Origin of the sequence: Streptomyces sp. NPDC127084 (assembly GCF_042724175.1) — a bacterium.
In the GTDB taxonomy this organism is placed as follows: domain Bacteria; phylum Actinomycetota; class Actinomycetes; order Streptomycetales; family Streptomycetaceae; genus Streptomyces.
Genome location: NZ_JBHXFA010000028.1, coordinates 1 through 26,667 on the forward strand (window position 1 = coordinate 1; position 26,667 = coordinate 26,667).

Annotated in this window: 21 protein-coding genes; 12 read left to right on the forward strand and 9 right to left on the reverse strand. The window is 71.2% G+C overall.

Annotation, left to right across the window (positions count from 1 at the left end):
• Positions 1-150: 150 nt before the first annotated feature.
• From ACFWI9_RS09435 to ACFWI9_RS09455, 5 genes are all read right to left on the reverse strand, one after another.
• A complete protein-coding gene (locus ACFWI9_RS09435) occupies positions 151-759 on the reverse strand; it encodes a TetR/AcrR family transcriptional regulator (protein WP_387160224.1) in 609 nt (202 codons plus the stop codon).
• A 28-nt stretch (positions 760-787) separates the two neighbouring features.
• Positions 788-2,875 carry a YhgE/Pip family protein gene (locus tag ACFWI9_RS09440; protein ID WP_387160226.1) on the reverse strand — a complete coding sequence of 696 codons (2,088 nt, stop codon included), beginning with the start codon at positions 2,873-2,875 and terminating at the stop codon, positions 788-790.
• Positions 2,847-3,884 carry an ATP-binding cassette domain-containing protein gene (locus ACFWI9_RS09445; RefSeq protein WP_387160227.1) on the reverse strand — a complete coding sequence of 346 codons (1,038 nt, stop codon included), beginning with the start codon at positions 3,882-3,884 and terminating at the stop codon, positions 2,847-2,849. Before ACFWI9_RS09445 ends, ACFWI9_RS09440 begins: the two co-directional genes overlap by 29 nt.
• A 91-nt stretch (positions 3,885-3,975) precedes the next feature.
• Positions 3,976-4,965 carry an MASE1 domain-containing protein gene (locus ACFWI9_RS09450; RefSeq protein WP_387160229.1) on the reverse strand — a complete coding sequence of 330 codons (990 nt, stop codon included), beginning with the start codon at positions 4,963-4,965 and terminating at the stop codon, positions 3,976-3,978.
• 88 nt (positions 4,966-5,053) lie between these two features.
• On the reverse strand, positions 5,054-5,893 hold the full coding sequence (locus tag ACFWI9_RS09455; protein WP_387160230.1) for a PP2C family protein-serine/threonine phosphatase: 840 nt from the start codon (positions 5,891-5,893) through the stop codon (positions 5,054-5,056).
• Positions 5,894-6,054: 161 nt separating this feature from the next.
• On the opposite strand from ACFWI9_RS09455, the gene ACFWI9_RS09460 reads away from it, so the two are divergent.
• The 3 genes from ACFWI9_RS09460 (at position 6,055) to ACFWI9_RS09470 (ending at position 8,216) form a co-directional block, all read left to right on the forward strand.
• The gene (locus tag ACFWI9_RS09460) at positions 6,055-6,690 is read left to right on the forward strand and encodes an SAV_6107 family HEPN domain-containing protein (protein ID WP_387160232.1); all 636 of its coding nucleotides are present in this window, start codon (positions 6,055-6,057) and stop codon (positions 6,688-6,690) included.
• Between the two features lie 77 nt (positions 6,691-6,767).
• Positions 6,768-7,556 (forward strand): methyltransferase, encoded by a 789-nt coding sequence (locus ACFWI9_RS09465; protein WP_387160233.1) that lies wholly within the window; start codon positions 6,768-6,770, stop codon positions 7,554-7,556.
• Between the two features lie 270 nt (positions 7,557-7,826).
• A complete protein-coding gene (locus ACFWI9_RS09470; RefSeq protein ID WP_387160235.1) occupies positions 7,827-8,216 on the forward strand; it encodes a DUF3040 domain-containing protein in 390 nt (129 codons plus the stop codon).
• 242 nt (positions 8,217-8,458) lie between these two features.
• Here ACFWI9_RS09470 and ACFWI9_RS09475 read toward each other — a convergent pair whose 3' ends face one another.
• From ACFWI9_RS09475 to ACFWI9_RS09490, 4 genes are all read right to left on the reverse strand, one after another.
• On the reverse strand, positions 8,459-10,999 hold the full coding sequence (locus tag ACFWI9_RS09475) for a DUF3488 and DUF4129 domain-containing transglutaminase family protein (protein ID WP_387160237.1): 2,541 nt from the start codon (positions 10,997-10,999) through the stop codon (positions 8,459-8,461).
• On the reverse strand, positions 10,996-12,420 hold the full coding sequence (locus tag ACFWI9_RS09480; protein ID WP_387160238.1) for a DUF58 domain-containing protein: 1,425 nt from the start codon (positions 12,418-12,420) through the stop codon (positions 10,996-10,998). Before ACFWI9_RS09480 ends, ACFWI9_RS09475 begins: the two co-directional genes overlap by 4 nt.
• On the reverse strand, positions 12,420-13,475 hold the full coding sequence (locus tag ACFWI9_RS09485) for an AAA family ATPase (RefSeq protein ID WP_387160239.1): 1,056 nt from the start codon (positions 13,473-13,475) through the stop codon (positions 12,420-12,422). Before ACFWI9_RS09485 ends, ACFWI9_RS09480 begins: the two co-directional genes overlap by 1 nt.
• A 199-nt stretch (positions 13,476-13,674) precedes the next feature.
• On the reverse strand, positions 13,675-14,220 hold the full coding sequence (locus ACFWI9_RS09490) for a beta-class carbonic anhydrase (RefSeq protein WP_387160241.1): 546 nt from the start codon (positions 14,218-14,220) through the stop codon (positions 13,675-13,677).
• A 404-nt stretch (positions 14,221-14,624) separates the two neighbouring features.
• Here ACFWI9_RS09490 and rsmH point away from each other — a divergent pair, with 404 nt between their 5' ends.
• The 9 genes from rsmH to murG all read left to right on the forward strand — a co-directional run bounded on the left by rsmH (position 14,625) and on the right by murG (position 26,644).
• Positions 14,625-15,608 (forward strand): 16S rRNA (cytosine(1402)-N(4))-methyltransferase RsmH, encoded by a 984-nt coding sequence (rsmH, locus tag ACFWI9_RS09495; protein ID WP_387160243.1) that lies wholly within the window; start codon positions 14,625-14,627, stop codon positions 15,606-15,608.
• 27 nt (positions 15,609-15,635) lie between these two features.
• On the forward strand, positions 15,636-16,298 hold the full coding sequence (locus ACFWI9_RS09500) for a septum formation initiator family protein (RefSeq protein ID WP_387160291.1): 663 nt from the start codon (positions 15,636-15,638) through the stop codon (positions 16,296-16,298).
• Positions 16,299-16,302: 4 nt separating this feature from the next.
• Positions 16,303-18,255, forward strand: a complete 1,953-nt coding sequence (locus tag ACFWI9_RS09505; protein ID WP_387160245.1) for a peptidoglycan D,D-transpeptidase FtsI family protein — start codon at positions 16,303-16,305, stop codon at positions 18,253-18,255.
• 17 nt (positions 18,256-18,272) lie between these two features.
• Positions 18,273-19,970 carry a UDP-N-acetylmuramoyl-L-alanyl-D-glutamate--2,6-diaminopimelate ligase gene (locus ACFWI9_RS09510; protein ID WP_387160247.1) on the forward strand — a complete coding sequence of 566 codons (1,698 nt, stop codon included), beginning with the start codon at positions 18,273-18,275 and terminating at the stop codon, positions 19,968-19,970.
• 4 nt (positions 19,971-19,974) lie between these two features.
• Positions 19,975-21,423 carry a UDP-N-acetylmuramoyl-tripeptide--D-alanyl-D-alanine ligase gene (gene murF, locus ACFWI9_RS09515; protein ID WP_387160248.1) on the forward strand — a complete coding sequence of 483 codons (1,449 nt, stop codon included), beginning with the start codon at positions 19,975-19,977 and terminating at the stop codon, positions 21,421-21,423.
• Positions 21,420-22,490, forward strand: a complete 1,071-nt coding sequence (gene mraY, locus ACFWI9_RS09520) for a phospho-N-acetylmuramoyl-pentapeptide-transferase (RefSeq protein ID WP_387160250.1) — start codon at positions 21,420-21,422, stop codon at positions 22,488-22,490. The genes murF and mraY overlap by 4 nt, the downstream gene beginning before the upstream one ends.
• The gene (gene murD, locus ACFWI9_RS09525) at positions 22,487-23,905 is read left to right on the forward strand and encodes a UDP-N-acetylmuramoyl-L-alanine--D-glutamate ligase (RefSeq protein ID WP_387160251.1); all 1,419 of its coding nucleotides are present in this window, start codon (positions 22,487-22,489) and stop codon (positions 23,903-23,905) included. The genes mraY and murD overlap by 4 nt, the downstream gene beginning before the upstream one ends.
• A gap of 219 nt (positions 23,906-24,124) precedes the next feature.
• Positions 24,125-25,543: a putative lipid II flippase FtsW gene (ftsW, locus tag ACFWI9_RS09530; RefSeq protein WP_387160253.1), complete on the forward strand. Its 1,419-nt coding sequence runs from the start codon at positions 24,125-24,127 to the stop codon at positions 25,541-25,543.
• 6 nt (positions 25,544-25,549) lie between these two features.
• The gene (gene murG / locus ACFWI9_RS09535) at positions 25,550-26,644 is read left to right on the forward strand and encodes an undecaprenyldiphospho-muramoylpentapeptide beta-N-acetylglucosaminyltransferase (protein ID WP_387160255.1); all 1,095 of its coding nucleotides are present in this window, start codon (positions 25,550-25,552) and stop codon (positions 26,642-26,644) included.
• Positions 26,645-26,667: the final 23 nt, after the last annotated feature.

Sequence of the window (26,667 nt, forward strand, 5' to 3'; positions counted from 1 at the left end):
GCGGGCGCGGGGGGGGGGGGGGGGGTACGGGGGGGGGGGGGGGGGCCGGCCCCGCGGCGGGGCCGCGCCGCGGCGGGGGGCCGCGCCCCCCCCCCCCCCCCGGTTCTCTGTTCGACTCTTTGTTCGGTTCTCTGTCTCGGGATACGGGGCTCAGCGCCCGCTCACCCGGCCGTGCAGCAGCCGGGACAGCGCCGAGTGGACATCGTCGATCGATCGCTCCGGCTGGAACGCCTGCCAGTCCAGCGCGGCCACCAGCACCATTCCGACCAGCGCCGCGGCGGTGAGCTGCACATCGATCTCGTCGCTCAGCTCACCGCGCTCGACCCCTTCCCGCAGCACGGTCTCCACCACGGCGACCGCCTGCTGACGGACGACCAGCAGCGTCGACTGCCAGGCGCGGTTGGTGCGCCAGAGCTCGGCCACGTACAGCTGGGTGAAGGCGGGATAGCGGTCGATGAAGACCAGGCCCGCCCTGACCATGGAGTCCAGGGCCTCGACGCTGGTGCCGCCCCGCTCCTCCGTCTCCTCCGCCGCGGCTTGGAGGGACGAGGCGAGCAGGCCGACGCCGTACCGCAGCAGTTCCTCGAAGAGCTCGGTCTTGCTCTTGAAGTTGTAGTAGACCGTGCCCTTGGCGACCCCGGCCCGCTCGGCGATCTCGTCAACGGTAGTCGCGGAGAAGCCCTGCTCGGCGATGAGGGTGACGGCCGCTTCGTAGAGCTTGGCGCGCGTCGCCTGGCGCCGGGTGCTGCTGCTGTTCATGGCGTTGATTCTCACAGGTCCGGCGATCTCACATGCTCAGCTCGGGGTGCAGACGGTCGAACGTCCACACCTGCTTGCCCCGAGCAGCGAGCGAGGTGAGGGCCAGTGCCCCGGCGGTGAAGGCCAGCAGCACGGCGCAGGCTCCCCAGACCGAGCCGGTATCGCCGCCTGTGATCAGCCGGCGCAGGGACTCCACGACGTATGTCATCGGCAGGTAGGGGTGGATAGCGTTGAAGAAGCCGGGGCTGGTCTGGACGGGATAGGTGCCCCCGGCCGAGGTCAGCTGGAGCATCAGCATGGCGAGCACGAGGATCCGGCCCGCCGCGCCGAAGCGGGCGTTGAGCCACTGGATGATCGCGGCGAAGCAGAGCACCGTCAGTGCCAGGAAGCCCAGAGTGCCCGCCGCGTGGGCCATCTCGAGGCCGAGCCCCCAGTGCAGCACCGACATCAGGGCGCCCACCTGGACCAGGCCGATGGCGGCGACCGGGAGCCAGCCCGCGAGCGCGATGCGCCAAGCGGGCGACCCTGCGGCGAGGGCGCGCCGGTTGAGCGGCTGGATCAGCATGTAGGCGACCATCGCGCCCACCCACAGGGAGAGCGGGATGAAGTACGGGGCGAAGCCGGTGCCGTAGTTGGACGCCTTGTGCAGTGACTGGGACGCGAGCTGGACCGGGTCGGACATGACCTCCGTACGGCGGTCGCGCTCGTCCTTGCCGTAGTCGGGGATCTTGCCGACGCCGTCGCTGAGACCACTCGCCAGCTCTGACGAGCCGTCGACCAGCTTGAACATCCCGCCGTCGAGATCCTGGGCACCGTTCCACAGGCGCCCCACCCCGGAGTCCAGGTCGGCGGAGCCCGACTGAGCGCTGCCGAGACCGGTGTGGATCCGGTCCGCGCCCTTGGCCACCTGCTGCGCACCGGAGTTGAGCAGGTTGATGTCGCGGACGGCCTGCTCCACGTCCTCGTCCAGATGCGGGGAGCTCTCGGCGAGCTTCCTCGCCTGCGTCTGGAGGGTGTCGAGTCGTTCGTCCAGTTCCTTCAGGTCGCTGTCGTTGTCCTTGACCAGCCGGTTTACGTCGGCGGCGATCTCGGCGACATCCGCCGCGTCCGTCTTGGCGTGACCCAGGAGATCGCACAGGCGCTTGTCGGGCAGCAGGGCGCCGTCGCAGCGCTCCTCGTAGTACCCGGCCAGGAGGTCCGCGCTCCTGCGCGACGCGTCGGCGGCCAGCGGGGCACGCTCCACGAGATCGTCCAGGTGCCGCTGGGTGGCCCGTGCGGAGTCCTCGACAAGTCGGGCGGTGTCGCCGATCGACTTGCCGTTGTCCCTGAAGTACGGGCGGATGGCGCCGGCGATGCCGTTCACACGGTCGGCCAGTTCCTGTGTGCCTCCCGCGACCTCTTTGGCGCCCTTCTCCAGGGCGCCCGCTCCCTCGTTGAGGCGGACGATGCCGCCCTTGAGCTCGCCGCTGCCGGTCTTGGCGCTTTCGAGCCCGCTGGCGAGGTCCTCGGAGCCCTTCTTGGCCTTGCCGATGCCTCCCTTGAGATCATCGGCGCCGTTCGCGGCCTTCTCCGTCGCGTCGTGGATGTCGGAGAAGGAGATGAAGATCTTGTCGAGGATCGACCGGGAGGCGTTCTGCGACGCGGACTTGCGCACCTCGGAGAAGACCGAGCGGGATATCTGGCCGACGATGTAGTTGTTCGCGTCGTTGGTACGCACCTCCAGGGCGCTGGTTTCCGGGGAGTCGCCGGAGCTGGAGGCGATGCGCTCGCTGAAGTCTGCGGGCATGGTCAGCGAGAGGTAGTACGTCCCGTCCTCCACACCCTCGCGGGCTTCGGAATCGCTTACCTGGTGCCACTCGAAGACCTTGCTGTCGAGCAGGCCGTCGGAGATCTCGTCACCCGCGGTGAGCTTCTTGCCTGAGACGGTGGCGCCCTTGTCGTCGTTGACGAGCGCCACGGGTATCCGGTCGAGGCGGCTGTAGGGGTCCCAGAACGACGCCAGATAGAGGGCGCCGTAGAGCAGCGGCAGCAGGAGCACCGAGATCAGCGCACCCATCGGCAGTGGTCCCCTGCCGAACCGCTTCAGCTCAAGCGCGGCCAGTTTCGGCGAGCGCATCGTCCGCCCCCTCCTCGGTGTCCGTGTTCTTGGTGGCCTTGGTCGCCTTGGTGTCCCCGCCGCCCTCGCTGTCCTTGGCGGTGGCGCCGGTGTTCCCGCGGTCCGTGCCGGTGGCGTCGGCGTCCTCGCCGGACGTCTCGCCGTCCTGGCGGTTCTCGCGGTCCTCGTCCTGCCGGCCGTTCTCGCCGTTCTCGCCGTTCTCAGCGGTCGGAGCGGTCGGAGCGGTCGGAGCGGTCGGAGCGGTCGTGTCCGCCGTCTCGGCGTCGGCCGTCTCGGCGTCAGTCGTGCCGTTCGGCTCGATCGCGTCCGCCGGTCCCGTCCCGGTGCGGATCAGCACCACGCCGTCATCCGGTGCCTGGCTGCATGCCACGAGGACCGTCGTGCCCTGAGCGGCGATCTCCCGCAGCAGTTCCCAGGCCCCGGCCCGGTCCGCGTCGGAGAGCTTGAGATCGACGTCGTCGACGGCCAGCAACCGGGGCCGCCCGATCATCGCGAGCGCGATCGACAGGCGCAGTGCCTCCAGACGCTCCAGGTCCCGCACGGATGTGCGGTCGCCCTTCGGTAGCGTCTCCAGCGCGAGGCCCGCGGTCCGCAGAGCCTCCTCGATACGGAGGAGTGCCGCTGCCCGCCGCTCGCGGCGCGGACGCAGCAGCGCCCGCAGGGAGCCGTCGTACCGCCGCTGGAGCATCGCGCGCTCCCGGAGGTGCTCGGCGACGGTGAGCGCGGGGTCCAGTTCGCTGACACCCTGGACCGGTCCGAGCGCGGTGACCTGCCGTACGGTGGCCATCTTCCGGGGCAGTCGCAGCCCGGCGATCTCGGCGTGCCCCTCCGAGGGTTTCATCCGGCCGGTGAGGGCGAGGAGCAGACAGGTGCGGCCCGAGGCCGAAGGGCCCTCCACCGCGATGATCGACCCCGGCTCGGCGTTGATGTCCACGCCCCGGAAGGCCCAGCCGCGCGGGCCCTTGAGCCCGAAGTTCTCGGCGGTGACGGCCGCCCCGTGCGCCTCCATGGACCCCCTCCATGCTTTTGAACTGACTGGTCAGTTCAAAAGTTAGCGCGGGAGCTTCGCGGTGACAAATCCGGCTGCCGGGCAAACCTGTTCAGAACCTCTGATCGTCTGGATTGCCGTAATCACCGTAATCGCCGGGGTTGCCGGGTTCGATGTTCGCGACCATCTCCTCCAGTCGCTCGCAGACCCGTTTGATCTCCTCATGGGTCTCGTTCCGCTCAGCGATGACCGCGGACAGCAACAGGCCCACCAGCGCCGTCGAGCCGTTGAACGCCTGGAGCGTGACCATGCTGGCGAACAGGTCCTGATCCACGAACGGACCGGTGTGCCAGGTGGCGGCGAGGATCGCCATGATCGAGACGCCGAGTGCGCAGGGCGCCGCGCCCGCCAACTGGAACCGGAACGCCGCCCAGATCAGCGCGGGGAAGACCAGGAACAGCAGCGATGAGCTCCTCGACTGCGTCGCCAGCACCGTGGCCGCGACGGCGAACAGCGTCAGCGCCACCGCCTCCACCCAGCGGGCCGCCCTGGCGTCCGGAGGCCAGCGCAGTCTGCGTAGCACCAGCAGGAACGGCGTGACCACCAGCACGCCCATCGCGTCCCCGGTCCACCACACCGACCAGGTAGGCCAGAACGCGCCGGGAGCCACGGCTCCCGAGATCATCAGCACGCTGCTGCCCACCGTGGAGCTGATCAGCATCCCGGCAAGCGCGCCGAGGAAGACCAGCAGCAGCCCGTCACGCAGCCGGTCGAGCTCTGAACGGAAGCCCGCGCGGCGCAGCAGGAGGTACGCCACGACCGGGGCCAGGGTGTTTCCGGCGACGATCACCAGGACGGCGAGGGGCGTGGGGCCGATGGACACATTGGTCAGGAACGCGCCGAGCGCGATACCGGGCCACACCCGCGAACCCAGCAGGAGCAGCGCGGCCAAGGCCAGCCCGGTCGGCGGCCACAGCGGGGTGACCTGGCCGCGCACCAGTTGCAGGAGGAGGCCGAGCTGCGCGGCTCCGTAGTAGACGGCGGCGACAGCGAGGATCCACAGCATCGCGATCCCGTAGCCCCGGACCTCCTGCTTGCGCACCACAGCAGTCTGCGCCGCCGTGCGGGGCACGGCGAGTCGGGTGCGCCGGAGACGCCGGCAAGTCACCGGACCGGGTCACCGGACCGGGTCACCAGGGCAGGTCGTCGTCAGGAGGGCCGTCGTAGCGAGCGACCAGTACGGCGGCGTCGTCGCGGTGACCGGTCAGCTCGGCCACCCTGATCACGGCGGAAGCCAGCACATCGGGGTCGGCGTCGAACCCCGCGCGCACCAGCTTGACCACCTCGGCGAGACCGGCCTCCATCGGATAGTCAGGCCCTTCCACCACGCCGTCGGTGATCAGGACGAGCACCCCTGCTTCGGTGAGCCGCCGCCGCGTCACCGGATAGCGCTCTCCCGGCACGATGCCGAGGGGCGGGCCGCCGCGGTCCAGGGCGATACCGGAACGGCCGCTGGCGGTGGCCCACACCATCGGGATATGACCGGCGCGGGACACCGTGAGATCCCTGCTGTCCGGATCGAAGCGCAGGAAGCAGCAGGTCGCGAAGAGACCGAAGCCCATGGAGATCAGCAGGTCGTTGGTACGGCTCAGCACCGCGCCGGGATCGCTCGTCGCCTCGGCGAGCGCCCGCAGGCTGGTGCGCACCTGGCCCATGAACGCCACGGCCTCGGCGTCATGCCCCTGAACGTCCCCGACCGCGAGCCCGAGCGATCCGTCCGGCATCAGGAAGGCGTCGTACCAGTCGCCCCCGACGGCCAGCCCGTCCCGCGACGGCGCGTAGCGCGCCCCGATACGCACCCCGGGCACCTTCGGCAGCTCGGGCGGGAGCATATGGCGCTGGAGCGCCATGGCCAGCTCGACCCTGGCCCGTTGGAGCTTGACCCGCTCCAGGGCCTGGTCGACGAGGCGCCCGAGTGTCAGCAGGAGCTGCTGAGCGTTGTCGGGCTGGTCCGCGTGATGTTCCCGCATGACCGCTCCGAAGGTCCCACCCGATCCCTAATCACCTTAGCCGCCACCCATGCACCTCACCTCCAGAGGCAAAAGCGCTGGTCAGGTCGGACTGTCAGTGGCCCCGTCCAGTATGGACACATACGGCCACCGTGCCGTGACACGACGACAGGAGGTTCGTCATGGCCAGCTCCTACGCCGCTGCCGCACGCCGGCTCAGCACAGGCGGCCCTGCCCCCTCACTGACCGGTTCCCCGCTGCCCCCGCAGGGTGGTCCGGCGGGCGACATCCATCCCGTGCTGCGGCGCTCGTCCGCGCCGCCGGCCGCCGTCGAACTGCTCGCCCAAGCCCGCGCCGGTCTCGAAGAGGCCGCCGGGCTGCCCACGCCCAACGAGCGCTATGCCACCGCCCACCTCGCGGCGCTGCGCACCGCCGCCGCCGTGCTCGCGGTCCGCGGCCGACCTGAGACCAGCCCGCGGCGCAGGGCCCGGATACGGTCCGCATGGGAGGTGCTCCCGGAGACGGCGCCTGAGCTCACCGAGTGGAGCGCGCTGTTCGCTTCGGGCGCGCCGCGCAGGGCGCGCGCGGAGGCGGGCATCCAGGGCGCCGCGAGCATCCGCGACGCCGACGATCTGCTGCGCGACGCGGCCATGTTCCTCCGGCTCGTCGAGCGGATGCTCATGCTCCAGCCGGTGCTGCCGGCCGCGGCTGCGGAGTCCGGGACAGGGCCAGGCGGGGCCGCGTCTGCGGAGCCCGGCCGGACGGTGGCGGCGGAAAGCGCTTCCGGCCCGGCGGGAAGGGGGAATGCCGCGGGGTGACAGGGAGGGCCGGGAGGCAGGCGGAAGCAATAGGGTGGGGCCTGCCACCGTCAAGCCCCGCCGAGGAGTCAACTGCCGTGCCGGACCAGACGCGCCCCCAGCGGCCCCGCACCGAGGGCGGCCCTTCCCGGGCCTCCCTCCGTACCGCCGTGGTCTGGGATGTCCTGAAGGACGCCCTCGACCGCCGCACCAGGGCGACCGGGAAGGACGCGCTGGACGTCCTGGACACCGGTGGCGGCTCCGGCAACTTCGCCGTACCCGCCGCCCGCCTGGGGCACCGTGTCACCGTGGTCGACCCCAGCCCCAACGCGCTGTTCGCGCTGGAGCGCCGGGCCGCCGAAGCCGGTGTCGCCGACCGGGTGCGCGGAGTCCAGGGCGATGTCCACGGGCTCTTCGACGTGGTCGACCGGGGCGGCTTCGACATCGTGCTCTGCCACGGTGTGCTGGAGTACGTCGACGACCCCGCCGAAGGCGTGCGGAACACCGCAGAGGCCCTGCGCCCGGGCGGCTCGCTCAGCCTGCTCGCAGCGGGCCTCGGCGGAGCCGTCCTGGCCAGGGCGCTGGCCGGGCACTTCACCGAGGCCCGGCACGCCCTCGCCGATCCGGCGGGCCGCTGGGGCGAGGGCGACCCGGTGCCGCGCCGCTTCTCCGCCGAGCAGTTGGCCGACCTGGTCGCCGGTGCCGGGATGAAGGTCGGTGCCGTGCACGGAGTGCGGGTGTTCGCCGACCTGGTGCCGGGCGTTCTCGTGGACACCGAGCCAGGCGCCCTGGACGCCCTGCTGAAGCTGGAGGAGGCCGCGGCCGAGCTGCCCGCCTTCCACGCGGTCGCCACCCAGCTCCACCTCCTGGGCGAGAAGCACGCCTGATACCGGCCTCCGCACCGCTGATCAGCACGGCAGCCGCAGACGGAGTACGTCACTCATCCCCCTTTCGGGGCGGCGGCCCCGTATGATCGGGGGACATCGTCCGGCATGACGGGACGGCGGCTGGGGAATCAACGCTTCAGCAGTCGGGCCGCCATGACGGCCCTATAGCAGCGAATTGGGCGATGGACGGGTTTCACGGGGGTGATTCCCTGCCTATCCTGAAAGGGCCGTTTACCGGTCGCCCCAGCGACCGACGACTAGGAGGACTCCGTGCCGCTCTCAGAGCACGAGCAGAGAATGCTCGAGCAGATGGAGCGAGCGCTGTACGCCGAAGATCCCAAGTTCGCGACAGCGCTCGAGGGAAGCGGGCTGCGTACGTACACCCGCCGACGGGTCTACCAAGCGATCGCCGGCTTCCTGGTGGGTATCGCGCTCCTCATGGCCGGAATGGTCACCACAGCGATCTGGATCAGTGTGGTGGGCTTCCTCGTCATGCTCGGCTGCGCGGTCCTCGCGGTCACCGGCTGGCGCAAGGCGCCCAAGCCGGGCGAGCAGGGCCCCGGGGCGCAGCAGGCGCGCCGACAGCCCAAGCAGCGCCGGTCCGTGATGGACCGGATCGAGCAGCGGTGGCAGCGCCGCCGCGATGAGCAGGGCCACTGAGGCCCGGCCCCGTCAATCCTGATCGTCGCCGTCCAAGACGCAGCCAAGGCGTCCCGAACCGGAAACCGTGTACGGGAAAACCAGAGACCACTCAGGGCCTGAGGGGTGACCGCGATTCAGCGGTCACCCCTCATCCGTGATTCCCCTACGTCCGCCCGTGCGACGGGGCTCGAGGCGTCGGGCGCACGGGGCCCCTCCCGGCTGCCGCCCCCCAGGGAGCCGCGGGCCCGAGGAAGGCCCCCTCAGCCGCGCTGGCGAGCGAAGCGGCGGAGCTGGTCGGCCAGAGGGGCCAGGAACCGGTCGCGGGTGGCTGCCCACTGCTCGGTGACCGCGGCCCATCGCTCGGACAGTGCCCATACGACCCGCACGGACGAGCGCGGCAGCAGCAGGGCCCGAAGTCGGGTACCTCTGCTCGCCTGGGCTGCCAGCCCCGAGCTGACCCGCCGTGCATCCTCCGCGAGCCCGGCCACCGGACCCGGGGCCGGTGCGTACAGCACCTGCTCCACGGCCCCGGCCACCCGGTGAACGGCGTCGGCGGCTCCGTTGGCGGCATCGCCATCCAGGCGCCCGAGCCGTACGATCCGTGCCGCGGCCTTACGCGGCGTCTGCGAATCGTCCGGTGGGATGCCGTGGTCCCAGGCGGAATCGCAGACCTCCCGCCAGGCGGCGAGGGTCCGCGCGGCGGCGTCCGCCGCGGCGCCGGGCCCGCTCCGCACGACTGTCGAGCTCGCGTCCGGCTCCACCAGCGGCGCGCCGGAGGATCCCGGGGCGCCCCCGGCGGTCTTCCCCGCTGTGCGGACATGCCTCTCCGAGCCAAGCCGACGCGCCCGCGCTCTCAGCCGCCACAGCATCGGCAGCAGCGGTCCGAGTACGAGCGCGACAGCGGCGAGGCTCCACCCCAGGACCGTCAGGAGCGAGGGATCCTGCTCAGCGGTTCCTGGCGTGCCCGTCGGCACCGCGGCCCCGCACTCCCCGAGCTCCTGCTCACGGGGCGAGCAGCTCGGCGAGCCGGACGGAGCGGCCGGCGCAGCCGCTGAGCTGCTCGGATCGGGCTGCGCCGGAGCGCTGGGCGTATCGGCCGGCGTCTGCGCCTGGGTGTAGTCCGGCGCGCTGCCCCGTCCGGGGGTGGGCTCGAAGCGCGTCCATCCGGCGCCTTCGAAGTACAGCTCGGGCCAGGCGTGGGCGTCGCGGTTGGTGACCGATATCGCCCCGCCCGAGACCGGCGAACCGGAAGTGAAGCCCACGGCGACCCGTGCCGGGATGCCCAGCGTCCGGGCCATGGCGGCCATCGAGAACGAGAAATGGACGCAGAATCCCTGCTTGCTCTTCAGGAACCGAGAGATCCCCGCGGCCCCGCCGCCCGAATCCACGCGGGTCGAGTACGCGAAGCCGCCCTTCGTCGCGAACCACTCCTGGAGCTTCACCGCCCGCTCGTAGTCGCTCGTCGCGCCCTCGGTCACCCGCAGGGCGGTCTGCCTCACATCGGCGGGCAGCTGCGCGGGCACCTGGGTGTACTCCTTCAGCACTTCCTCGGGAGCCGCCGGCGCGTTGGCCAGCTGCTCACGGGTCGGGTTCACCACCAGGCTGGTGACCTTGTACTGGAGTCCGCTGGTGGTCTGCCCATGGTCGCCGATGATCGTCCTGCGGGCCGGGTCGTACCGCCACTTCCCGCCGACCTCCACCTTCGCGGCGGGGAACGGCATCGGAAGCCAACCCTGCCGGTAGGAACCGGCGACCGAGATGTTGGTACGCACCTCCGTGGTCGCCACGGAGTCACTGAGGCCGTCGGGCGTGGGCAGCTCGTCGGGGATGTCGGTCACCGGACGCTTGGAGAACTTCCAGGAGTCCCCGTCGAACTGGTTCAGCGCCATCAGCCGCAGATACATACCGCTGACGTCGGGGGTGTTGGTTTTGTACTTCAGCCACTCGCGCTTCTCGGGCTGGTTCAGCGTGTCCTGAAGGGTCACCACCGGGTTGACCGCGCTGATCTCGCCGCCGCCTCCGCTGCCCGCGCCGGGTCCGTCGCCCGCCCCGCCGAGCAGCCCGCCGTTCAGTGAGGGAAGCGCGGCGGGAACGGCCAGCGCCACCCCGAGGGCGAGCACACCGATCCTGCGGCCGGTGCGCACCGGTGCCTGCGGGCCGCCACCCGGTTCGAGGCCGCCCGCCGTACGGGCCGACGCCTGCGGCGAGCCACCGAAGACCCTGCCCCACTGCGACAGCCGGTCCCTGCCCTCCGCGAGGAGCAGCAGCAGATACCCCGAGGCCGCCAGCAGGAACCAGAGCCAGCTGGCATCGCCACCGGACAGCGCCGCGGCGACCGAGTACAGCGCCAGCAGCGGCAGACCGGCAGGGGCGGCGCTGCGGAAGGTCACCGCGAGCGCGTCCACCAGGAGACCGATCAGCAGCACCCCGCCGACCAGCATCAGCTTGATGCCCTCGGTGGCCGGCGCGGGGGCCGCGTAGCGGCCGACGTCCGCCACGCCCGACGACAGCAGATCGCCGAAACGCACCCAGGCGTCCGGTCCCGGTACCACCCCGAGCAGCGCCTGCTCCTGGGCGAAGCACAGCGTGAGCAGCAGCACGGCCACGATCGCCTGTACGGCCACGGTCAGCGGCCGGGCCAGCGGCACCCGGCGGGTCAGGGCGCCGACCCCGCTCTGTACGCCGACCAGGAACGCCGCCAGCACGATCCAGGTCGCCGGTTCCACCAGCGGCGAGAGAGCGCCGGCCGCCAGCACCGTGGCGGCGAAGGCACACAGGGCCAGCCGTGTGCGACCACTCATGACCGTCCCCCCGACCAAGCAGATGAAGCCGACGATCCCGATGAAGCCGATGAACCGGAAGAGCCCGGTGAACCACCGGAGACGGCGGCGGGCCGCTCCCCGGCCGCAAGACGCCACAGTTCGGGCAGCGACGCACCCGCCGGAACGGCCATCGCCGTCCACCCCGCCTCGCGCAGCACGCGCAGTCGCTCATCGGCCGCACCCGCCACCGCCCCGCTGGTCAGCCAGGTGCCGCTGTCCAGCACGAAGGCCACGGCGGCACCGCAGCGCTGCCGCATCCGGGCGGCGATCGCGGCCTGCTCCTCGTCGAGATCGCCGAAGAAGGCGACCAGCAGCCCTTCGTTGCCGCCGCGCAGCACGTCATGGGCCCGGGACAGGCCCGCGCCGTCCGAGTGGTCCACGACCGCGAGGGTGTCCAGCATGAGCCCCGCGGAGTCCGCCGCGTTCGCGGAGTCCTGGGTGGACCCGGCATACCCGTCGGCACCGGCACCGGGCAGCGAACTCCCCGTGTCGGTCAGCAACCGCACCGCGAATCCCCGCTCCAGCATGTGTACGAGCACCGACGCCGCCGCTGAGACGGCCCACTCGAAGGCCGAGTCGGGCCCCGCGCCCTGGTAGGCGATGCCGCGGGTGTCCAGCAGCACCGTGCACCTGGTCCGCTGGGGCTGCTCCTCGCGGCGGACCATCAGCTCGCCGTACCGTGCCGTGGAGCGCCAGTGCACCCGCCGCAGGTCGTCGCCGTGCCGGTACGCCCGCGGGATGATGTCGTCGTCGCCCGCGAGAGCCAGTGAGCGCTGCCGCCCGTCCCCGTGCCCGGCGGCCTCGCCCGCCAGCCGCACCGGCGGCAGCGGATCGGTCCGCGGTATCACCGTCAGCAGGTCGGCGGCGCTGAACGAGCGGGTGAGCTCGCACATCCCGAACGGATCGCTCAGCCGCAGCTGCAACGGCCCCAGCGGATAGCACCCGCGCAGATCCGAACGGACCCGGTACGACACCTCACGCCGCCCCCCGGGCTCCACCCGGTCCAGTACGAAGCGGGGCCGGGGGCCCAGCACGTACGGCACATGATCCTGGAGCATCAGCAGGCCCGTGGGCATCCGCGACATGTTGTCCATCCGCAGCTGGACCCGTGCCTCCGACCCGGCCGGCACCCGTGAAGGGGTCAGCCCGCGGCTCGCCGCGACCCGGTAGCGCGTGCGGTGCAGGACCGCGGCCGAGATCAGCGGGAGTACCGCGAGCAGCAACCCGACCCTGAGCAGATCGCTCTGCCCCAGCACATACGCGCACACCGCGGCGGCGATACCGGCCGCGAGGAAGGACCGGCCGCGGGTGGTCAGCCCGCCGAGAGCAGCCCGCAGCCCGCTTTTGCCCTCATCTCCCGAGGAGGGTCCGCCGCCCGCCGCGGGGCTCCCGGACGCCATCACAGCCGCCGGGAACCGGGCTGCTGGTGGCCGTAGAGCGGCCCGCCGGAGGGCGAAGGCCGCGTCACACTGCCGTAACCGCTGTCGTTACCCGAGGTGGGCACCGGAATGCGCCCCACGATCTCCAGGACGACCTGCTCCGACGTACGCCGGTTCAGTTGCGCCTGAGCGGTCGCCAGCAGCCGGTGCGCCAGCACGGGCACGGCGAGCGACTGCACGTCGTCCGGCAGCACGTAGTCCCGTCCGGACAGCGCGGCGGAAGCCTTCGCGGCGCGCAGCAGGTGCAGGGTGGCACGCGGCGAGGCGCCGAGTCTGAGATCCGGGTGGTTGCGGGTCGCCGCGACCAGCTCCACCGCGTAGCGCCGCACGGACTCGGCGACATGCACCGTGCGCACCGCGTCGATCAGCTTCACGATGTCATGCGCGTGCGCCACCGGCTGGAGATCGTCGAGCGGGGACACCCCACCGTGCACGTCCAGCATCTGGAGCTCGGCCTCCGGGGTGGGGTACCCCATCGACACCCGTGCCATGAAGCGGTCCCGCTGCGCCTCGGGCAGCGGATAGGTGCCCTCCATCTCCACCGGGTTCTGCGTGGCCACCACCATGAACGGGCTTGGCAGTTCATACGTCTGCCCGTCGATGGTGACCTGCCGCTCCTCCATGGACTCCAGCAGCGCCGACTGGGTCTTCGGAGACGCCCGGTTGATCTCGTCACCGATCACGATCTGCGCGAAGATCGCCCCGGGCTTGAACTCGAAGTCCCGTCGCTGCTGGTCGTAGATCGACACGCCGGTGATGTCCGACGGCAGCAGGTCCGGTGTGAACTGGATGCGCCGCACCGAGCAGTCGATGGACCGCGCCAGCGTCTTGGCCAGCATGGTCTTGCCCACGCCCGGCACATCCTCGATCAGCAGATGCCCTTCGGCGAGCAGCACGGTCAGCGAAAGCCGTACGACCTCAGGCTTGCCCTCGATCACACCTTCGATCGACCTGCGGACACGCTCCACCGTGGCGGTCAGATCTGTGAGGCTCGCTCGATCGTCATAGGTCGTCACCCGGCCCTCCTCGGCCCTTTCCACGGGCCGATGCGCTGCGAACGGCACGGCCCACCCCAACACGGACACCACATCCGGCGGCGCCGCCGCGATGTCACTCCCGCATTCTTGTTGCCGTTACCGCTTCGTGTCACTCGCCTGTGGATAACCGGGCTGTGTCCGGGTGCGTGTACCGCCTACTACGGTCCGCGCCACCGGTTCACTCAGCCGCCGGGTCGATCTCCTTCAGTAGCCCGGTCCTGACGTCGAACACAAAACCCCGCACGTCGTCCGTGTGCGGGAGGAACGGCGACGTGCGCACCCGCTGCATGGACTGCCGTACATCCTGGTCGACATCGCGGAACGCCTCGACCGCCCAGGACGGCCGCTGCCCGACCTCGTCCTCCAGCTCGTGCCGGAAGTCCTCGGTCAGTTTCTCCAGACCGCAGTTGGTGTGATGGATGAGTATCACGCTGCGGGTGCCGAGAGCACGCTGGCTGATGGTGAGCGAGCGGATCACATCGTCTGTGACCACACCGCCGGCGTTGCGGATGGTGTGGCAGTCGCCCAGCTCCAGGCCGAGCGCCTTGTGCAGGTCGAGGCGTGCGTCCATGCACGCCACCACCGCCACGCCGAGTACGGGCCGCGCGTCCATACCGGGGTCGGTGAAGCCGGAGGCGTAGCGCTCGTTCGCCGCGACGAGCTTGTCGGTGACGGTGCCGCTCTCGACAGCGGCTTCGGCTGATGGGTGTGCAGAGGTCGACATGGCTAAGACGGTACTGGCCGCGGTCCGTCCGGGCCCGCCGTGAGAGCCGGACGAAGAGCGACAAAGAGCGTCAATGAGCCGGGCTGTGAGGTAACCCACAGGCGGGACCGTGTCGAGCCCGTAAGAGTGATGTGTTCCGGTCGTGACAGGCGTGTCCCACGGGCCGTGCGACGCGCCAGCCGGTTGATTGACCGGCCCGTCCAGTGGACTAAAGTGACGCTCAGTTCATGTCCAGTCCATGCCCATGAACGGCTTGAACAACGGTCATGAACACGGACCACCCCGCACATACTGCACATTTCCATGATTTCCCCGCGTGTGCGGCCGTGGCACCGGCAACGGCGACGGCATACGTACGCCCCCGGCGCCCCGGCAGCCGAACACGTCGGACCTGAGAGGGCGCATTGAGCCAGCGACACGTCCCGGTGATGCTCCAGCGGTGCCTGGACCTGCTGGCACCCGCACTGGAGGCGCCTGACGGGGCGCTCGCGACGGACGGGGGACGGGCTCCGGTCGTCGTCGACTGCACCCTCGGGCTCGGCGGCCACAGCGAAGCGCTGCTCACACGGTTCCCCGATGCCCGCCTCATCGCGCTCGACCGGGACAAGGAAGCCCTGCGGCTGTCCGGCGAGCGGCTCGCCCCCTTCGGGGAGCGCGCGACGTTGGTGCACGCCGTGTACGACGAACTGCCGGAGGTGCTCGACCGCCTCGGCACCCCCCGGGTGCAGGGTGTCCTCTTCGACCTCGGCGTCTCCTCGATGCAGCTGGACGAGGCCGACCGCGGCTTCGCCTACGCCCAGGACGCCCCGCTCGACATGCGGATGGACCAGACCACCGGCGTCAGCGCGGCGGAGGTACTCAACACCTATCCGGCCGGTGAACTGGTGCGGATCCTGCGTATGTACGGCGAAGAGAAGCAGGCCAAGCGGATCGTGTCGGCGATCGTGCGCGAACGTGAGAAGGAGCCGTTCGATCGCAGCGCCAGGCTGGTCGAACTGATCCGCGACGCCTTGCCGCAGGCCGCCAAACGCACCGGTGGCAATCCCGCCAAGCGCACCTTCCAAGCGCTGCGGATCGAGGTCAACGGCGAACTGTCGGTCCTGGAACGGGCGATCCCCGCCGCCGTGCGGGCACTCGCGGTCGGCGGCCGGATCGCCGTCCTCTCCTACCACTCGCTGGAGGACCGGCTGGTCAAGCAGGTCTTCGCGGCGGGTGCGGTCAGCACCGCCCCGCCCGGGCTGCCCGTTGTACCCGAGCGCTACCAGCCCCGGCTGAAGCTGCTGACCCGCGGCGCCGAACTGCCCACCGACGAGGAGGTCGCCGAGAACCGCCGTGCGGCGCCCGCCCGGCTGCGCGGCGCGGAGCGGATCCGCGAGGACGCACAGTGACATCCGCCGGGTGAGGGAGCGCACGTGGTGAAGAAGGCCGCCGGTCAGCTCAGGGGACGCGCCGCCCGGCTGGCCGGGCTGATGCCGTCCGGCCCCAGTACCGCCGCCCGGACTCCTTTCGTCGTGCTCGTCGTGGTGCTCCTGGGCGGTGGCCTCATCACCCTGCTGCTGCTCAACTCCTCACTCAACGAAGGTTCGTTCGAACTGAGTGAACTCAGGAAGAAGACCACCGAGCTGACCGACGAGGAGCAGGCCCTCCAGCGGGACGTGGACAGCCGCTCGGCTCCGGACGCGCTCCAGCGGCGGGCGCGCGAGCTCGGCATGGTGCCCGGCGGAAACCCCGCGTTCCTGGACCCGGACGGCAAGGTCAGGGGAGTGCCGCGCAAGGCCAAGGCCGAGCCGTACGCGCCGCCGGAGCGCTCCGCGGCGCCGTCCGGCACACCCGGCACACCCGGCACGTCCGCCACACCCCGTACGGCACCCGGGTCCCCGTCCGCGACTCCCTCCGTGACACCGTCCGGGGCCTCCGCCTCGCACCCCGGACCTGCGGTCTCCGGGAGCCCCGCGCCGCCGCCCGCCGGCCGCGCCCAGCCCGTGAACCCGGTGGCACCGGCGGATCCGGGGCCGTCCGCGAACCCCGCTCCGCCCCGGACCCCGCAGCAGCAGCCGTCCCCGAACCCCGGCAGGTGACGCAGTGCCCCCCAAGGAAACTCCGCGCCGCCGCGTTCCCGGGCCCGCCCGGCGCCCCGGGCCGGGCAACCGCCCCCGCCCCGTCGCGAACCGCCCCCGCCCCGCCGCCGCCCAGCCGCGCAGGATCCGCCTGGGCAACCCCCGCCCCCGGCTGCGGCTCGTCAGCCTGGCGCTGACCCTCACCATGCTGGTGTTCGTCGTACGCCTCCTCCAAGTGCAGGCGATCGACGCGGGCACCTACGCGGCCATGGCCGGCAAGAACCGCTACATGAGCCACACGCTGACCGCGGAGCGCGGCGAGATCACCGACCGGTCCGGGATCGCCCTCGCCACCAGCGTCGACGCATACGACATCACCGCCGACCCGAAGATGTTCACCCCGGAGGAGAGCAAGGCCCCGGACGCCCCCGAGCAGGCGGCGGCACTGCTCGCCCCGATCCTGGGCAAGGACGCCGCCGAGCTCGCGAACCGGCTCAAGACCCCCAAGTCCCGCTATACCGTCCTCGCCCGGCGCCAGACCCCCCAGGTGTGGAAGCAGATCAGCGACCTCAAGGGTGTCTTCGCCGAGAAGGCGAGGACCGACCGGGCCAAGGGCGGGCCCGGAGCCAACGTGCTGGCCGGAGTGTTCCGCGAGGCCCGCAGCAAGCGGGTCTACCCCAACGGCGAGCTCGGGGCCGGGATACTGGGATACGTCAACGCCGAAGGCCGCGGCGCGGGCGGCCTCGAATCCATGCTCGACGCCGAACTCGCCGGCCAGGACGGCGAGGTCACCTACGCCCAGTCCGGCGGCCGGCGCGTCCCCACCGCCGGAGCCCGCGAGGTGCCCGCCGTCCCCGGCGCCGACATCGAGCTCACCATCGACCGCGACATCCAGTGGGCCGCCCAGCAGGCGATCGCCGCCCAGGTGCGCAAGTCCAAGGCCGACCGGGGCTATGTCGTGGTCCAGAACACCCGCACCGGCGAGATCCTCGCCATGGCCAACGCCCCCGGGTTCGACCCCAACGACATCTCCCGGGCCGACGCGGCGGTCATGGGCAATGCCGCCCTCCAGGACGTGTACGAGCCGGGTTCCACCAGCAAGGTCATGTCCATGGCAGCGGTCCTGGAGGAGCAGGCAGCGACCCCCGCCACCCATGTCACCGTGCCGAACCGGCTGCACCGCGGCGACCGGCTGTTCCACGACGACATCGACCACCCCACCTGGCATCTGACCCTCAACGGCGTCCTCGCCAAGTCAAGCAACATCGGCACGATCCTGGCCACCGGCCAGCTCGGCAAGACCCAGGCTGAGGCCAACCGGGTCCTCTACTCATATCTGCGTAAGTTCGGCATCGGCAGCCCGACGGGCCTCGACTACCCCGGCGAATCCCCCGGCATCCTCGCCAAGCCGCAGAACTGGTCCACCTCGCAGCAGTACACGATCCCGTTCGGCCAGGGCCTGTCCGTCAACGCCGTCCAGGCCGCGTCCGTGTACTCGACCATCGCCAACGGCGGCGTGCGCATCGAGCCCACCCTGGTGCGGGGCACCACCGGGCCGGACGGACGGTTCACCGCCGCCCCCGAGCCCGGGAAGACCCGGGTGGTCAGCGAGAAGACCGCCCGCACCCTCGCCACCATGCTCGAATCCGTCGTCGGCGACGAGGAGGGCACCGGCACCAAGGCCAAGATCCCCGGCTACCGCGTGGCAGGAAAGACCGGTACGGCCAACCGGGTCGACCCGGAAACCGGCCGCTACAAGGGCTACACCGCGTCCTTCGCCGGCTTTGCACCCGCCGACGACCCTCGGATCACGGTCTACTGCGCCATCCAGAACCCGACCAAGGGCAGCTATTTCGGCGGCCAGATCTGCGGACCCATCTACAAGAAGGTCATGGAATTCGCCCTCAAGACCCAACAGGTCGCACCCACCGGCGCACCGCCCGCGCGGCTTCCGGTGACGTTCGAGCCGGGCACGTGAGCCGGGAGGCACCCTCAGTGACAAGGATCACGCCCGACCCCCCCTCATTTAGCACCGGTCCCGGTACGCCCGGTACGCTCACCGCCGTGCCACATGCTGATCAGTACCGAACCGCCCCACCCCGTCCGGCCGAGGTCCGCCCGATCGACCTCAGTGAGCTGGCCGACCGGCTGGGGGTAGAGCCCCCGGGCTCCGGCGCGGTCACCGGCATCACCCACGACTCCCGGGCGGTACGCCCCGGTGACGTGTACGCGGCCCTCCCCGGAGCCCGGCTGCACGGCGCCGACTTCGTCGCCCAGGCGAAGGAACTCGGCGCCGCCGCCATCCTCACCGACCCGACCGGTGCCGAGCGTGCCGCCGCGACCGGGCTGCCGGTACTGGTCAGCGGGAACCCGCGCGGCCAGATGGGCGCTCTGGCCGCCGCGATCTACGGACAGCCCGGTGCCGGTCTGCTCCAGATCGGCATCACGGGCACATCGGGCAAGACCACCACCGCCTATCTGGTGGAGGGCGGGCTGCGCGGCGCGGGCCGCCGCACCGGGCTCATCGGCACGGTCGAGATGCGTATCGGCGACGAGCGCATCAAGGCGGAGCGCACCACCCCCGAAGCCACCGACCTCCAAGCGCTGTTCGCGGTGATGCGCGAGCGCGATGTCGAGTCGGTCGCCATGGAGGTGTCCAGCCACGCACTGGTGCTCGGCCGGGTCGACGGCTGCGTGTTCGACATCGCCGTGTTCAACAACCTCAGCCCGGAGCACATGGAGTTCCACTCCGGCATGGAGGACTACTTCCAGGCCAAGGCGCAGCTCTTCACCCCCGCCCGGGCCCGGCGAGGCGTGGTCAACCTGGACGACGAGTACGGCAGGCGGCTGGCCGCCGAGTCGCCCATCCCGGTCGTCACCTTCTCCGCCGAGGGCCACCCGGACGCCGACTGGCACGCCGAGGGAGTCGAACTGGGCCCGCTCGGCTCGACGTTCACCGCCGTCGGCCCGGACGGTGAGCGGGTGACCGCCCAGGCGCCGCTGCCGGGTGCCTTCAACGTCGCCAACACCCTCGCCGCGATCACCACCCTCGCCGTCGCCGGGCTCGACCCGCAGACCGCGGCCGATGGCGTCGCCGCAGTCCCCGGCGTCCCCGGCAGGCTGGAACGCGTCGACGCCGGGCAGCCGTATCTCGCCGTGGTCGACTACGCGCACAAGACGGACGCCGTCGAGTCGGTGCTGCGCGCCCTGCGCAAGGTCACCAAGGGCCGGCTGCACATCGTGCTCGGCTGTGGCGGCGACCGCGACACGACCAAGCGCGGACCGATGGGCGCCGCCGCGGCACGCCACGCCGACACCGCCATCCTGACCTCTGACAACCCCCGCTCCGAGGACCCGCTCGCGATCCTCGCCACCATGCTCGCGGGTGCCGCCGAAGTACCCGCGCACGAACGCGGCGAGGTCCAGGTGTTCGAGGAGCGCGCCGCCGCCATCGCCGCGGCCGTCGCACGGGCCGAGGCGGGCGACACCGTGCTGGTCGCGGGCAAAGGCCATGAACAGGGCCAGGACATCGCCGGGGTGGTCCGCGCCTTCGATGACCGTCAGGTGCTCCGCGAGGCCATCGAAGCCCGTTCCCCACGCCACGCCGGCACCCCGGACAACGCCGGCTCCCCGGACGCAGCAGACGCAGCAGACGCAGTAGACGCAGCCCGTCACCAGAACAGTCAGGGATGAAGCAGTGATCGCCCTCTCCCTCGCCGAGATCGCCCATGTCGTCGGCGGGCAGACCCACGACATACCGGATCCGGCCGTCCAGGTCACCGGTTCCGTCGTCATCGACTCCCGGCAGGTCGAATCCGGGAGTCTCTTCGCCGCCTTCGCCGGTGAGCACGCCGACGGCCACGACTACGCGGAGCGCGCGGTCGAGGCGGGTGCCGTCGCGGTGCTCGCCGTGCGCCCCGTCGGTGTGCCGGCCATCGTCGTGGACGACGTGCAGACCGCCCTGGGCGCGCTGGCCCGCGCCGTGGTCGGGCGGCTCGGCACGGAGGTCGTCGCCCTCACCGGATCCGCCGGGAAGACCTCCACCAAGGACCTCATCGCCCAGCTCCTGGAGCGCCACGCCCCCACGGTGTGGACCCCCGGATCCCTCAACAACGAGATCGGCCTGCCACTGACCGCGCTGCGCGCGACGGCGGAAACCCGCCATCTCGTCCTGGAGATGGGCGCCCGCGGCATCGGCCACATCCGCTATCTCACCGGCCTCACCCCGCCGCGTATCGGTGTGGTGCTCAACGTCGGCAGCGCACACATCGGCGAGTTCGGCGGCCGTGAGCAGATCGCCCAGGCCAAGGGCGAGCTCGTGGAGTGCCTGCCGCCCGCCGAACAGGGCGGCATCGCCGTACTCAACGCCGACGACCCCCTCGTGCGCGCCATGGCCGCGCGTACGAAGGCACGCGTCGTGCTGTTCGGCGAGGCGGGCGAAGCGGACGTACGGGCGGAGAACGTCCGGCTGACGCCGAGCGGGCAGCCCGCATTCCTGCTTCGCACACCATCCGGGTGCGGTGATGTGACCTTGCGGCTGTACGGTGAGCACCACGTGTCGAACGCGCTCGCCGCGGCCACCGTCGCCCATGAGCTGGGCATGCCCGTCGACGAGATCGCCACCGCGCTCTCCGAGGCCGGCACCCTCTCCCGCTGGCGTATGGAGGTCACCGAGCGTCCGGACGGCGTGACGATCGTCAACGACGCCTACAACGCGAACCCCGAGTCCATGAGAGCCGCCCTGCGCGCCCTCGTGGCCATGGGAGCGGCCGCACGAGCCGCCGGGGGACGTACCTGGGCGGTGCTCGGCCCGATGGCCGAACTGGGGGACGAGGCGCTCGCCGAGCACGACGCGGTCGGACGGCTTGTCGTCCGGCTCAACGTCAGCAAGCTCGTGGCAGTCGGGGGCAGGGAAGCGTCCTGGTTGCAACTGGGCGCTTACAACGAGGGTTCGTGGGGTGAGGAGTCGGTGCACGTGTCCGACGCGCAGGCTGCGGTTGACCTGTTGCGCAGAGAGCTGCGCCCGGGAGACGTCGTGCTGGTGAAGGCTTCGAGGTCGGCCGGGCTTGAGCGGATCGCCCAGGCGCTGCTCGAGAACACGGGGACCACGGCGGGCTCTTCCGAGGGGCAGGTAGCCGGTCGATGAGGCAGATCCTCTTCTCGGGGGCCATCGGGCTCTTCCTGACGCTCATCGGCACCCCGCTGCTGATCAAGTTGCTGGCCCGCAAGGGCTACGGCCAGTTCATCCGCGACGACGGCCCGCGCAGCCACGGCAGCAAGAAGGGCACGCCCACGATGGGCGGTATCGCCTTCATCCTGGCCACGCTCATCGCCTACGCCCTCGCCAAGGTGATCACCGGCGAGAAGCCCTCGTTCTCGGGCGTGCTGGTGCTGTTCCTGATGGCAGGCATGGGCCTGGTCGGCTTCCTGGACGACTACATCAAGATCGTCAAGCAGCGGTCCCTGGGTCTGCGGGCCAAGGCGAAGATGGCCGGACAGCTGATCGTCGGTATCGCCTTCGCCGTGCTGTCCCTCCAGTTCGCCGACATCCGCGGCCAGACACCCGCGTCCACCAGGCTCTCCTTCGTCACCGACTTCGGCTGGTCCATCGGCCCGGTGCTGTTCGTGGTCTGGGCGCTGTTCATGATCCTCGCGATGTCGAACGGCGTGAACCTCACGGACGGTCTGGACGGCCTGGCCACCGGCGCGTCCGTGATGGTCTTCGGCGCCTACACCTTCATCGGGCTCTGGCAGTTCCAGGAGTGGTGCGCCAACGCGAACACCCTGACCAACCCCAATGCCTGCTTCGAGGTACGCGACCCGCTCGACCTCGCCGTGGTCGCCTCCGCGCTGATGGGCGCCTGCTTCGGCTTCCTGTGGTGGAACACCTCACCGGCCAAGATCTTCATGGGAGACACGGGCTCGCTCGCCCTCGGCGGCGCGCTGGCGGGTCTGGCGATCTGCTCCCGTACCGAACTGCTGCTCGCGCTGCTCGGCGGACTGTTCGTGCTGATCACCATGTCGGTGATCATCCAGGTCGGCTCCTTCCGGCTCACCGGCAAGCGGGTCTTCCGGATGGCTCCGCTCCAGCACCACTTCGAGCTCAAGGGCTGGTCGGAAGTGCTGGTCGTGGTCCGGTTCTGGATCATTCAGGGCATGTGCGTCATTGTGGGTCTGGGCCTCTTCTACGCGGGATGGGCGGCCGACAAGTGAGTACGCGGGACTGGCAGGGCAAGCACGTCACCGTCGCCGGGCTCGGCGTGAGCGGCATCCCGGCCGCACGCGTCCTGCACGGCTTGGGCGCGGTCGTCACGGTCGTCAACGACGGCGACGACGAGCGCGCGCGTGCGCAGGCCGCGGAGCTGGAGGCGGAAGGCATCACCGTCCGCCTCGGCGACGGGGACACCCTGCCGGCGGGCACCGAGCTGGTCGTCACGGCGCCCGGCTGGAAGCCCGGCAAACCGCTGTTCGCCGCCGCCGCCGAGGCGGGCGTGGCGGTCTGGGGCGATGTGGAACTGGCCTGGCGGCTCCGCGGCCCGGACTCCGCTCCCTGGCTCGCGGTCACCGGCACCAACGGCAAGACCACCACCGTGCGGATGCTGGCCTCGATCCTGGAGGCGGCCGGTCTGAGGACGGCGGCCGTCGGCAACATCGGCGTCTCGCTGCTGGACGCCGTCCTCGGCGAGGAGAAGTACGACGTGCTGGCCGTCGAGCTCTCCAGCTACCAGCTCCACTGGGCCCCCTCGCTGCGTGCCCACTCCGCCGCCGTGCTCAACCTGGCGCCGGACCACCTGGACTGGCACGGCTCGATGGAGGCGTACGCGGCCGACAAGGGCCGGATCTACGAGGGCAACACGGTTGCCTGCGTCTACAACACCGCCGACCCCGCCACCGAGGGCCTGGTGCGCGAGGCCGACGTGGTCGAGGGCTGCCGTGCGATCGGTTTCACCCTCGGGGCCCCCGGGCCCTCCCAACTCGGTGTGGTCGACGGCATCCTCGTGGACCGCGCGTTCGTTGAGAACCGGCAGAAGCAGGCCCAGGAGCTGGCCGAGGTCTCGGACGTCAACCCACCGGCCCCGCACAACATCGCCAACGCCCTGGCCGCGGCGGCCCTCGCCCGCGCTTTCGGTGTCGCCCCGACGGCCGTGCGGGACGGGCTGCGCGCATTCCGTCCCGACCCGCACCGTATCGAGCATGTCGCCGATATCGCGGGCATCTCCTATGTGGACGACTCCAAGGCCACCAACACCCATGCCACGGAAGCCTCCTTGGCGGCATACGACCCGATCGTATGGATCGCGGGGGGACTGGCGAAGGGCGCCACGTTCGACGAACTCGTCCGCACCTCCGCGCAGCGGCTGCGGGGCGTCGTGCTGATGGGCGCGGACCGCGCGCTGATCGCCGAAGCGCTCGCGCGACACGCCCCCGAGGTCCCCGTGGTCGACCTCGACCGGACCGACACTGGGGCGATGGCGGCGGCGGTCCGCGAAGCGGCGGGGCTCGCGCGGCCGGGGGACACGGTGCTGCTGGCTCCCGCCTGTGCCTCGATGGACATGTTCGCCAACTACAACAAGCGGGGCGAAGCCTTCGCGGACGCCGTCCGGGCACTCGCCGCCGAACACGCCTGACCGGCGCGGCCTTCCGGCTGGAGCGCGGACACCGGAAGGCCGAAGGCATCGGGGCGTCCTCCGGCGGAGCGCACAGCCCCGAGCACGAGGGGGGAGCGCGCGCCCGTCCTCCCCGCTCGTCCTCGGGGGAAGGACCCCGGAGCCCGCTCAAGGCGCCCCGGTGGGAGGCCCCCGGCCGAAGGCCAGGGGACACGGAGCTGTCGAAAGGGGACACCGCCCATGCCGCAGTACGACCCCACCGCCGCGTCCCGTCCCCGGCCGGCGGCGGCGCTCGCCGGGTCACCCGGAGTGCTGTCGCGCAGCGGCACCGCGGGGGCCCCGGCGCGGAAACCGCCACCGGCGCGGAGACCGTCGTCGGCACGCGGTGGGACAGGCCGCCCCGGCGGTTCGGGCAGGCTGCCGGGAGGTGGGCCCCGGCGGCTCTTCGAGCAGGCCCGACGGGCCTGGGACCGGCCGCTCACCGCGTACTACGTGATCCTCGGTGCCGGACTGCTGATCACCGCGCTGGGTCTGGTGATGGTCTACTCCGCGTCGATGATCACGGCGCTGAAGTACTCGCTCGCCCCCTCGTACTTCTTCCGCAAGCAGTTCCTCGCCGCGGTCATCGGCACCGTGCTGCTGCTGGCCGCTTCCCGTATGCCGTCCCGGCTCCACCGGGCGTGCGCCTACCCCCTGCTCGCGGTCAGCGTCCTGTTGATGGTGCTGGTGCAGATCCCGGGGATAGGGCACTCCGTCAACGGCAACCAGAACTGGATCTACCTCGGTGGTCCCTTCCAGCTCCAGCCCAGTGAGTTCGGCAAGCTGGCGCTGATCCTCTGGGGCGCCGACCTGCTCGCCCGCAAGCAGGACAAGAAACTGCTCACCCAGTGGAAGCACCTGCTCGTGCCGTTGGTGCCGGTCACCTTCCTGCTGCTGGGGCTGATCATGCTCGGCGGGGACATGGGCACCTCGATCATCCTGGCCGCGATCCTGTTCGGGCTGCTCTGGCTTGCCGGGGCTCCCACCAGGCTGTTCACCGGAGTGCTCGCCGTCGCCGTGGTGATCGGCGCCGTGCTGATCAAGACCAGCCCCAACCGGATGGGCCGCTTCCGGTGTGTCGGTGCCACCGATCTGGGACCCGAGGGCGTCTGCTGGCAGGCCGTGCACGGGATCTACGCGCTCGCCTCCGGCGGATGGTTCGGTTCCGGCATCGGCGCGAGTGTGGAAAAATGGGGCCAACTACCCGAAGCGCACACCGACTTCATCTTCGCCGTCACCGGGGAGGAACTGGGGCTGGCGGGGACGCTGTCGGTGCTCACTCTCTTCGCGGCTCTAGGCTATGCGGGTATCCGCGTGGCCGGACGCACGGAGGATCCCTTCGTGAGATACGCCGCGGGAGGCGTGACCACCTGGATCACGGCCCAGGCCGTGATCAACATCGGTGCGGTGCTCGGTCTGCTGCCGATCGCCGGAGTCCCCCTCCCGCTGTTCTCTTACGGGGGCTCCGCCCTGCTGCCGACCATGTTCGCGGTGGGGTTGCTGATCGCGTTCGCGCGTGAGGACCCCGCGGCGAAGGCGGCCCTGGCCGCACGCGGGTCCGGGGTGAGATGGAAGACGATGAGACGGCGCCTGACGAAGCGTCCGTCCGGAGAGCGGTGAATTTCGGTGCATGTCGTACTCGCCGGCGGGGGGACCGCCGGCCACATCGAGCCCGCGCTCGCCCTCGCGGACGCCCTGCGCAGGCAGGACCCGACCGTGGGCATCACAGCACTCGGCACGGAGCGGGGCCTGGAGACCAGGCTCGTCCCCGAGCGCGGCTATGAGCTGGCCCTCATCCCCGCCGTGCCGCTGCCGCGCAAGCCCACGCCCGAACTGATCACGGTTCCCGGGCGGCTGCGCGGCACCATCAAGGCCGCCGAGCAGATCCTGGAGCGCACCAAGGCCGACTGCGTCGTCGGCTTCGGCGGCTATGTCGCCCTGCCCGGCTATCTCGCGGCCAAGCGGCTCGGTGTGCCGATCGTCGTCCACGAGGCCAACGCCCGCCCGGGTCTGGCCAACAAGATCGGCTCGCGCTACGCCGCCGGTGTGGCGGTCTCCACCCCGGACAGCAAGCTGCGCGACGCCCGCTACATCGGCATTCCGCTGCGCCGCTCCATCGCGACCCTGGACCGGGCCCGGATGCGGCCCGAGGCCCGCGCCGCCTTCGGTCTCGACCCCAACCTGCCGACGCTGCTGGTGTCCGGCGGCTCCCAGGGGGCCCGCCGGCTCAACGAGGTGGTCCAGCAGGTCGCCCCGCTGCTCCAGCGCTCCGGAATCCAGATCCTGCACGCGGTCGGCCCCAAGAACGAGCTGCCGCGCGTGGACAACATGCCCGGAATGCCGCCCTACATCCCGGTACCGTATCTGGACCGGATGGATCTCGCGTATGCCGCGGCCGACATGATGCTGTGCCGCGCGGGTGCCATGACCGTCGCCGAGCTGTCCGCTGTCGGGCTGCCCGCCGCGTACGTACCGCTGCCGATCGGCAACGGTGAACAGCGGCTCAACGCCCAGCCGGTGGTGAAGGCCGGCGGTGGACTGCTGGTGGACGACGCCGAGCTGAGCCCCCAGTGGGTCCAGGGGAATGTGCTCCCGGTGCTGGCCGATCCGCACCGGTTGTACGAGATGTCCCGCTCCGCCGCCGAGTTCGGACGCCGGGACGCAGACGATCTGCTTGTCGGAATGGTCTACGAAGCGATTGCCGCCAGGGCGCGCCGGTAGGGGGCCGGGCGGGCAGGGCGCGG

Excerpts from the sequence above, each read along its gene's own strand:
- ACFWI9_RS09435 (WP_387160224.1), bottom strand. The coding sequence starts at position 759 with ATGAACAGCAGCAGCACCCGGCGCCAGGCGACGCGCGCCAAGCTCTAC.
- ACFWI9_RS09440 (WP_387160226.1), bottom strand. The coding sequence starts at position 2,875 with ATGCGCTCGCCGAAACTGGCCGCGCTTGAGCTGAAGCGGTTCGGCAGG.
- ACFWI9_RS09445 (WP_387160227.1), bottom strand. The coding sequence starts at position 3,884 with ATGGAGGCGCACGGGGCGGCCGTCACCGCCGAGAACTTCGGGCTCAAG.
- ACFWI9_RS09455 (WP_387160230.1), bottom strand. The coding sequence starts at position 5,893 with ATGCGGGAACATCACGCGGACCAGCCCGACAACGCTCAGCAGCTCCTG.
- ACFWI9_RS09460 (WP_387160232.1), top strand. The coding sequence starts at position 6,055 with ATGGCCAGCTCCTACGCCGCTGCCGCACGCCGGCTCAGCACAGGCGGC.
- ACFWI9_RS09475 (WP_387160237.1), bottom strand. The coding sequence starts at position 10,999 with ATGAGTGGTCGCACACGGCTGGCCCTGTGTGCCTTCGCCGCCACGGTG.
- ACFWI9_RS09480 (WP_387160238.1), bottom strand. The coding sequence starts at position 12,420 with ATGGCGTCCGGGAGCCCCGCGGCGGGCGGCGGACCCTCCTCGGGAGAT.
- ACFWI9_RS09490 (WP_387160241.1), bottom strand. The coding sequence starts at position 14,220 with ATGTCGACCTCTGCACACCCATCAGCCGAAGCCGCTGTCGAGAGCGGC.
- mraY (WP_387160250.1), top strand. The coding sequence starts at position 21,420 with ATGAGGCAGATCCTCTTCTCGGGGGCCATCGGGCTCTTCCTGACGCTC.
- ftsW (WP_387160253.1), top strand. The coding sequence starts at position 24,125 with ATGCCGCAGTACGACCCCACCGCCGCGTCCCGTCCCCGGCCGGCGGCG.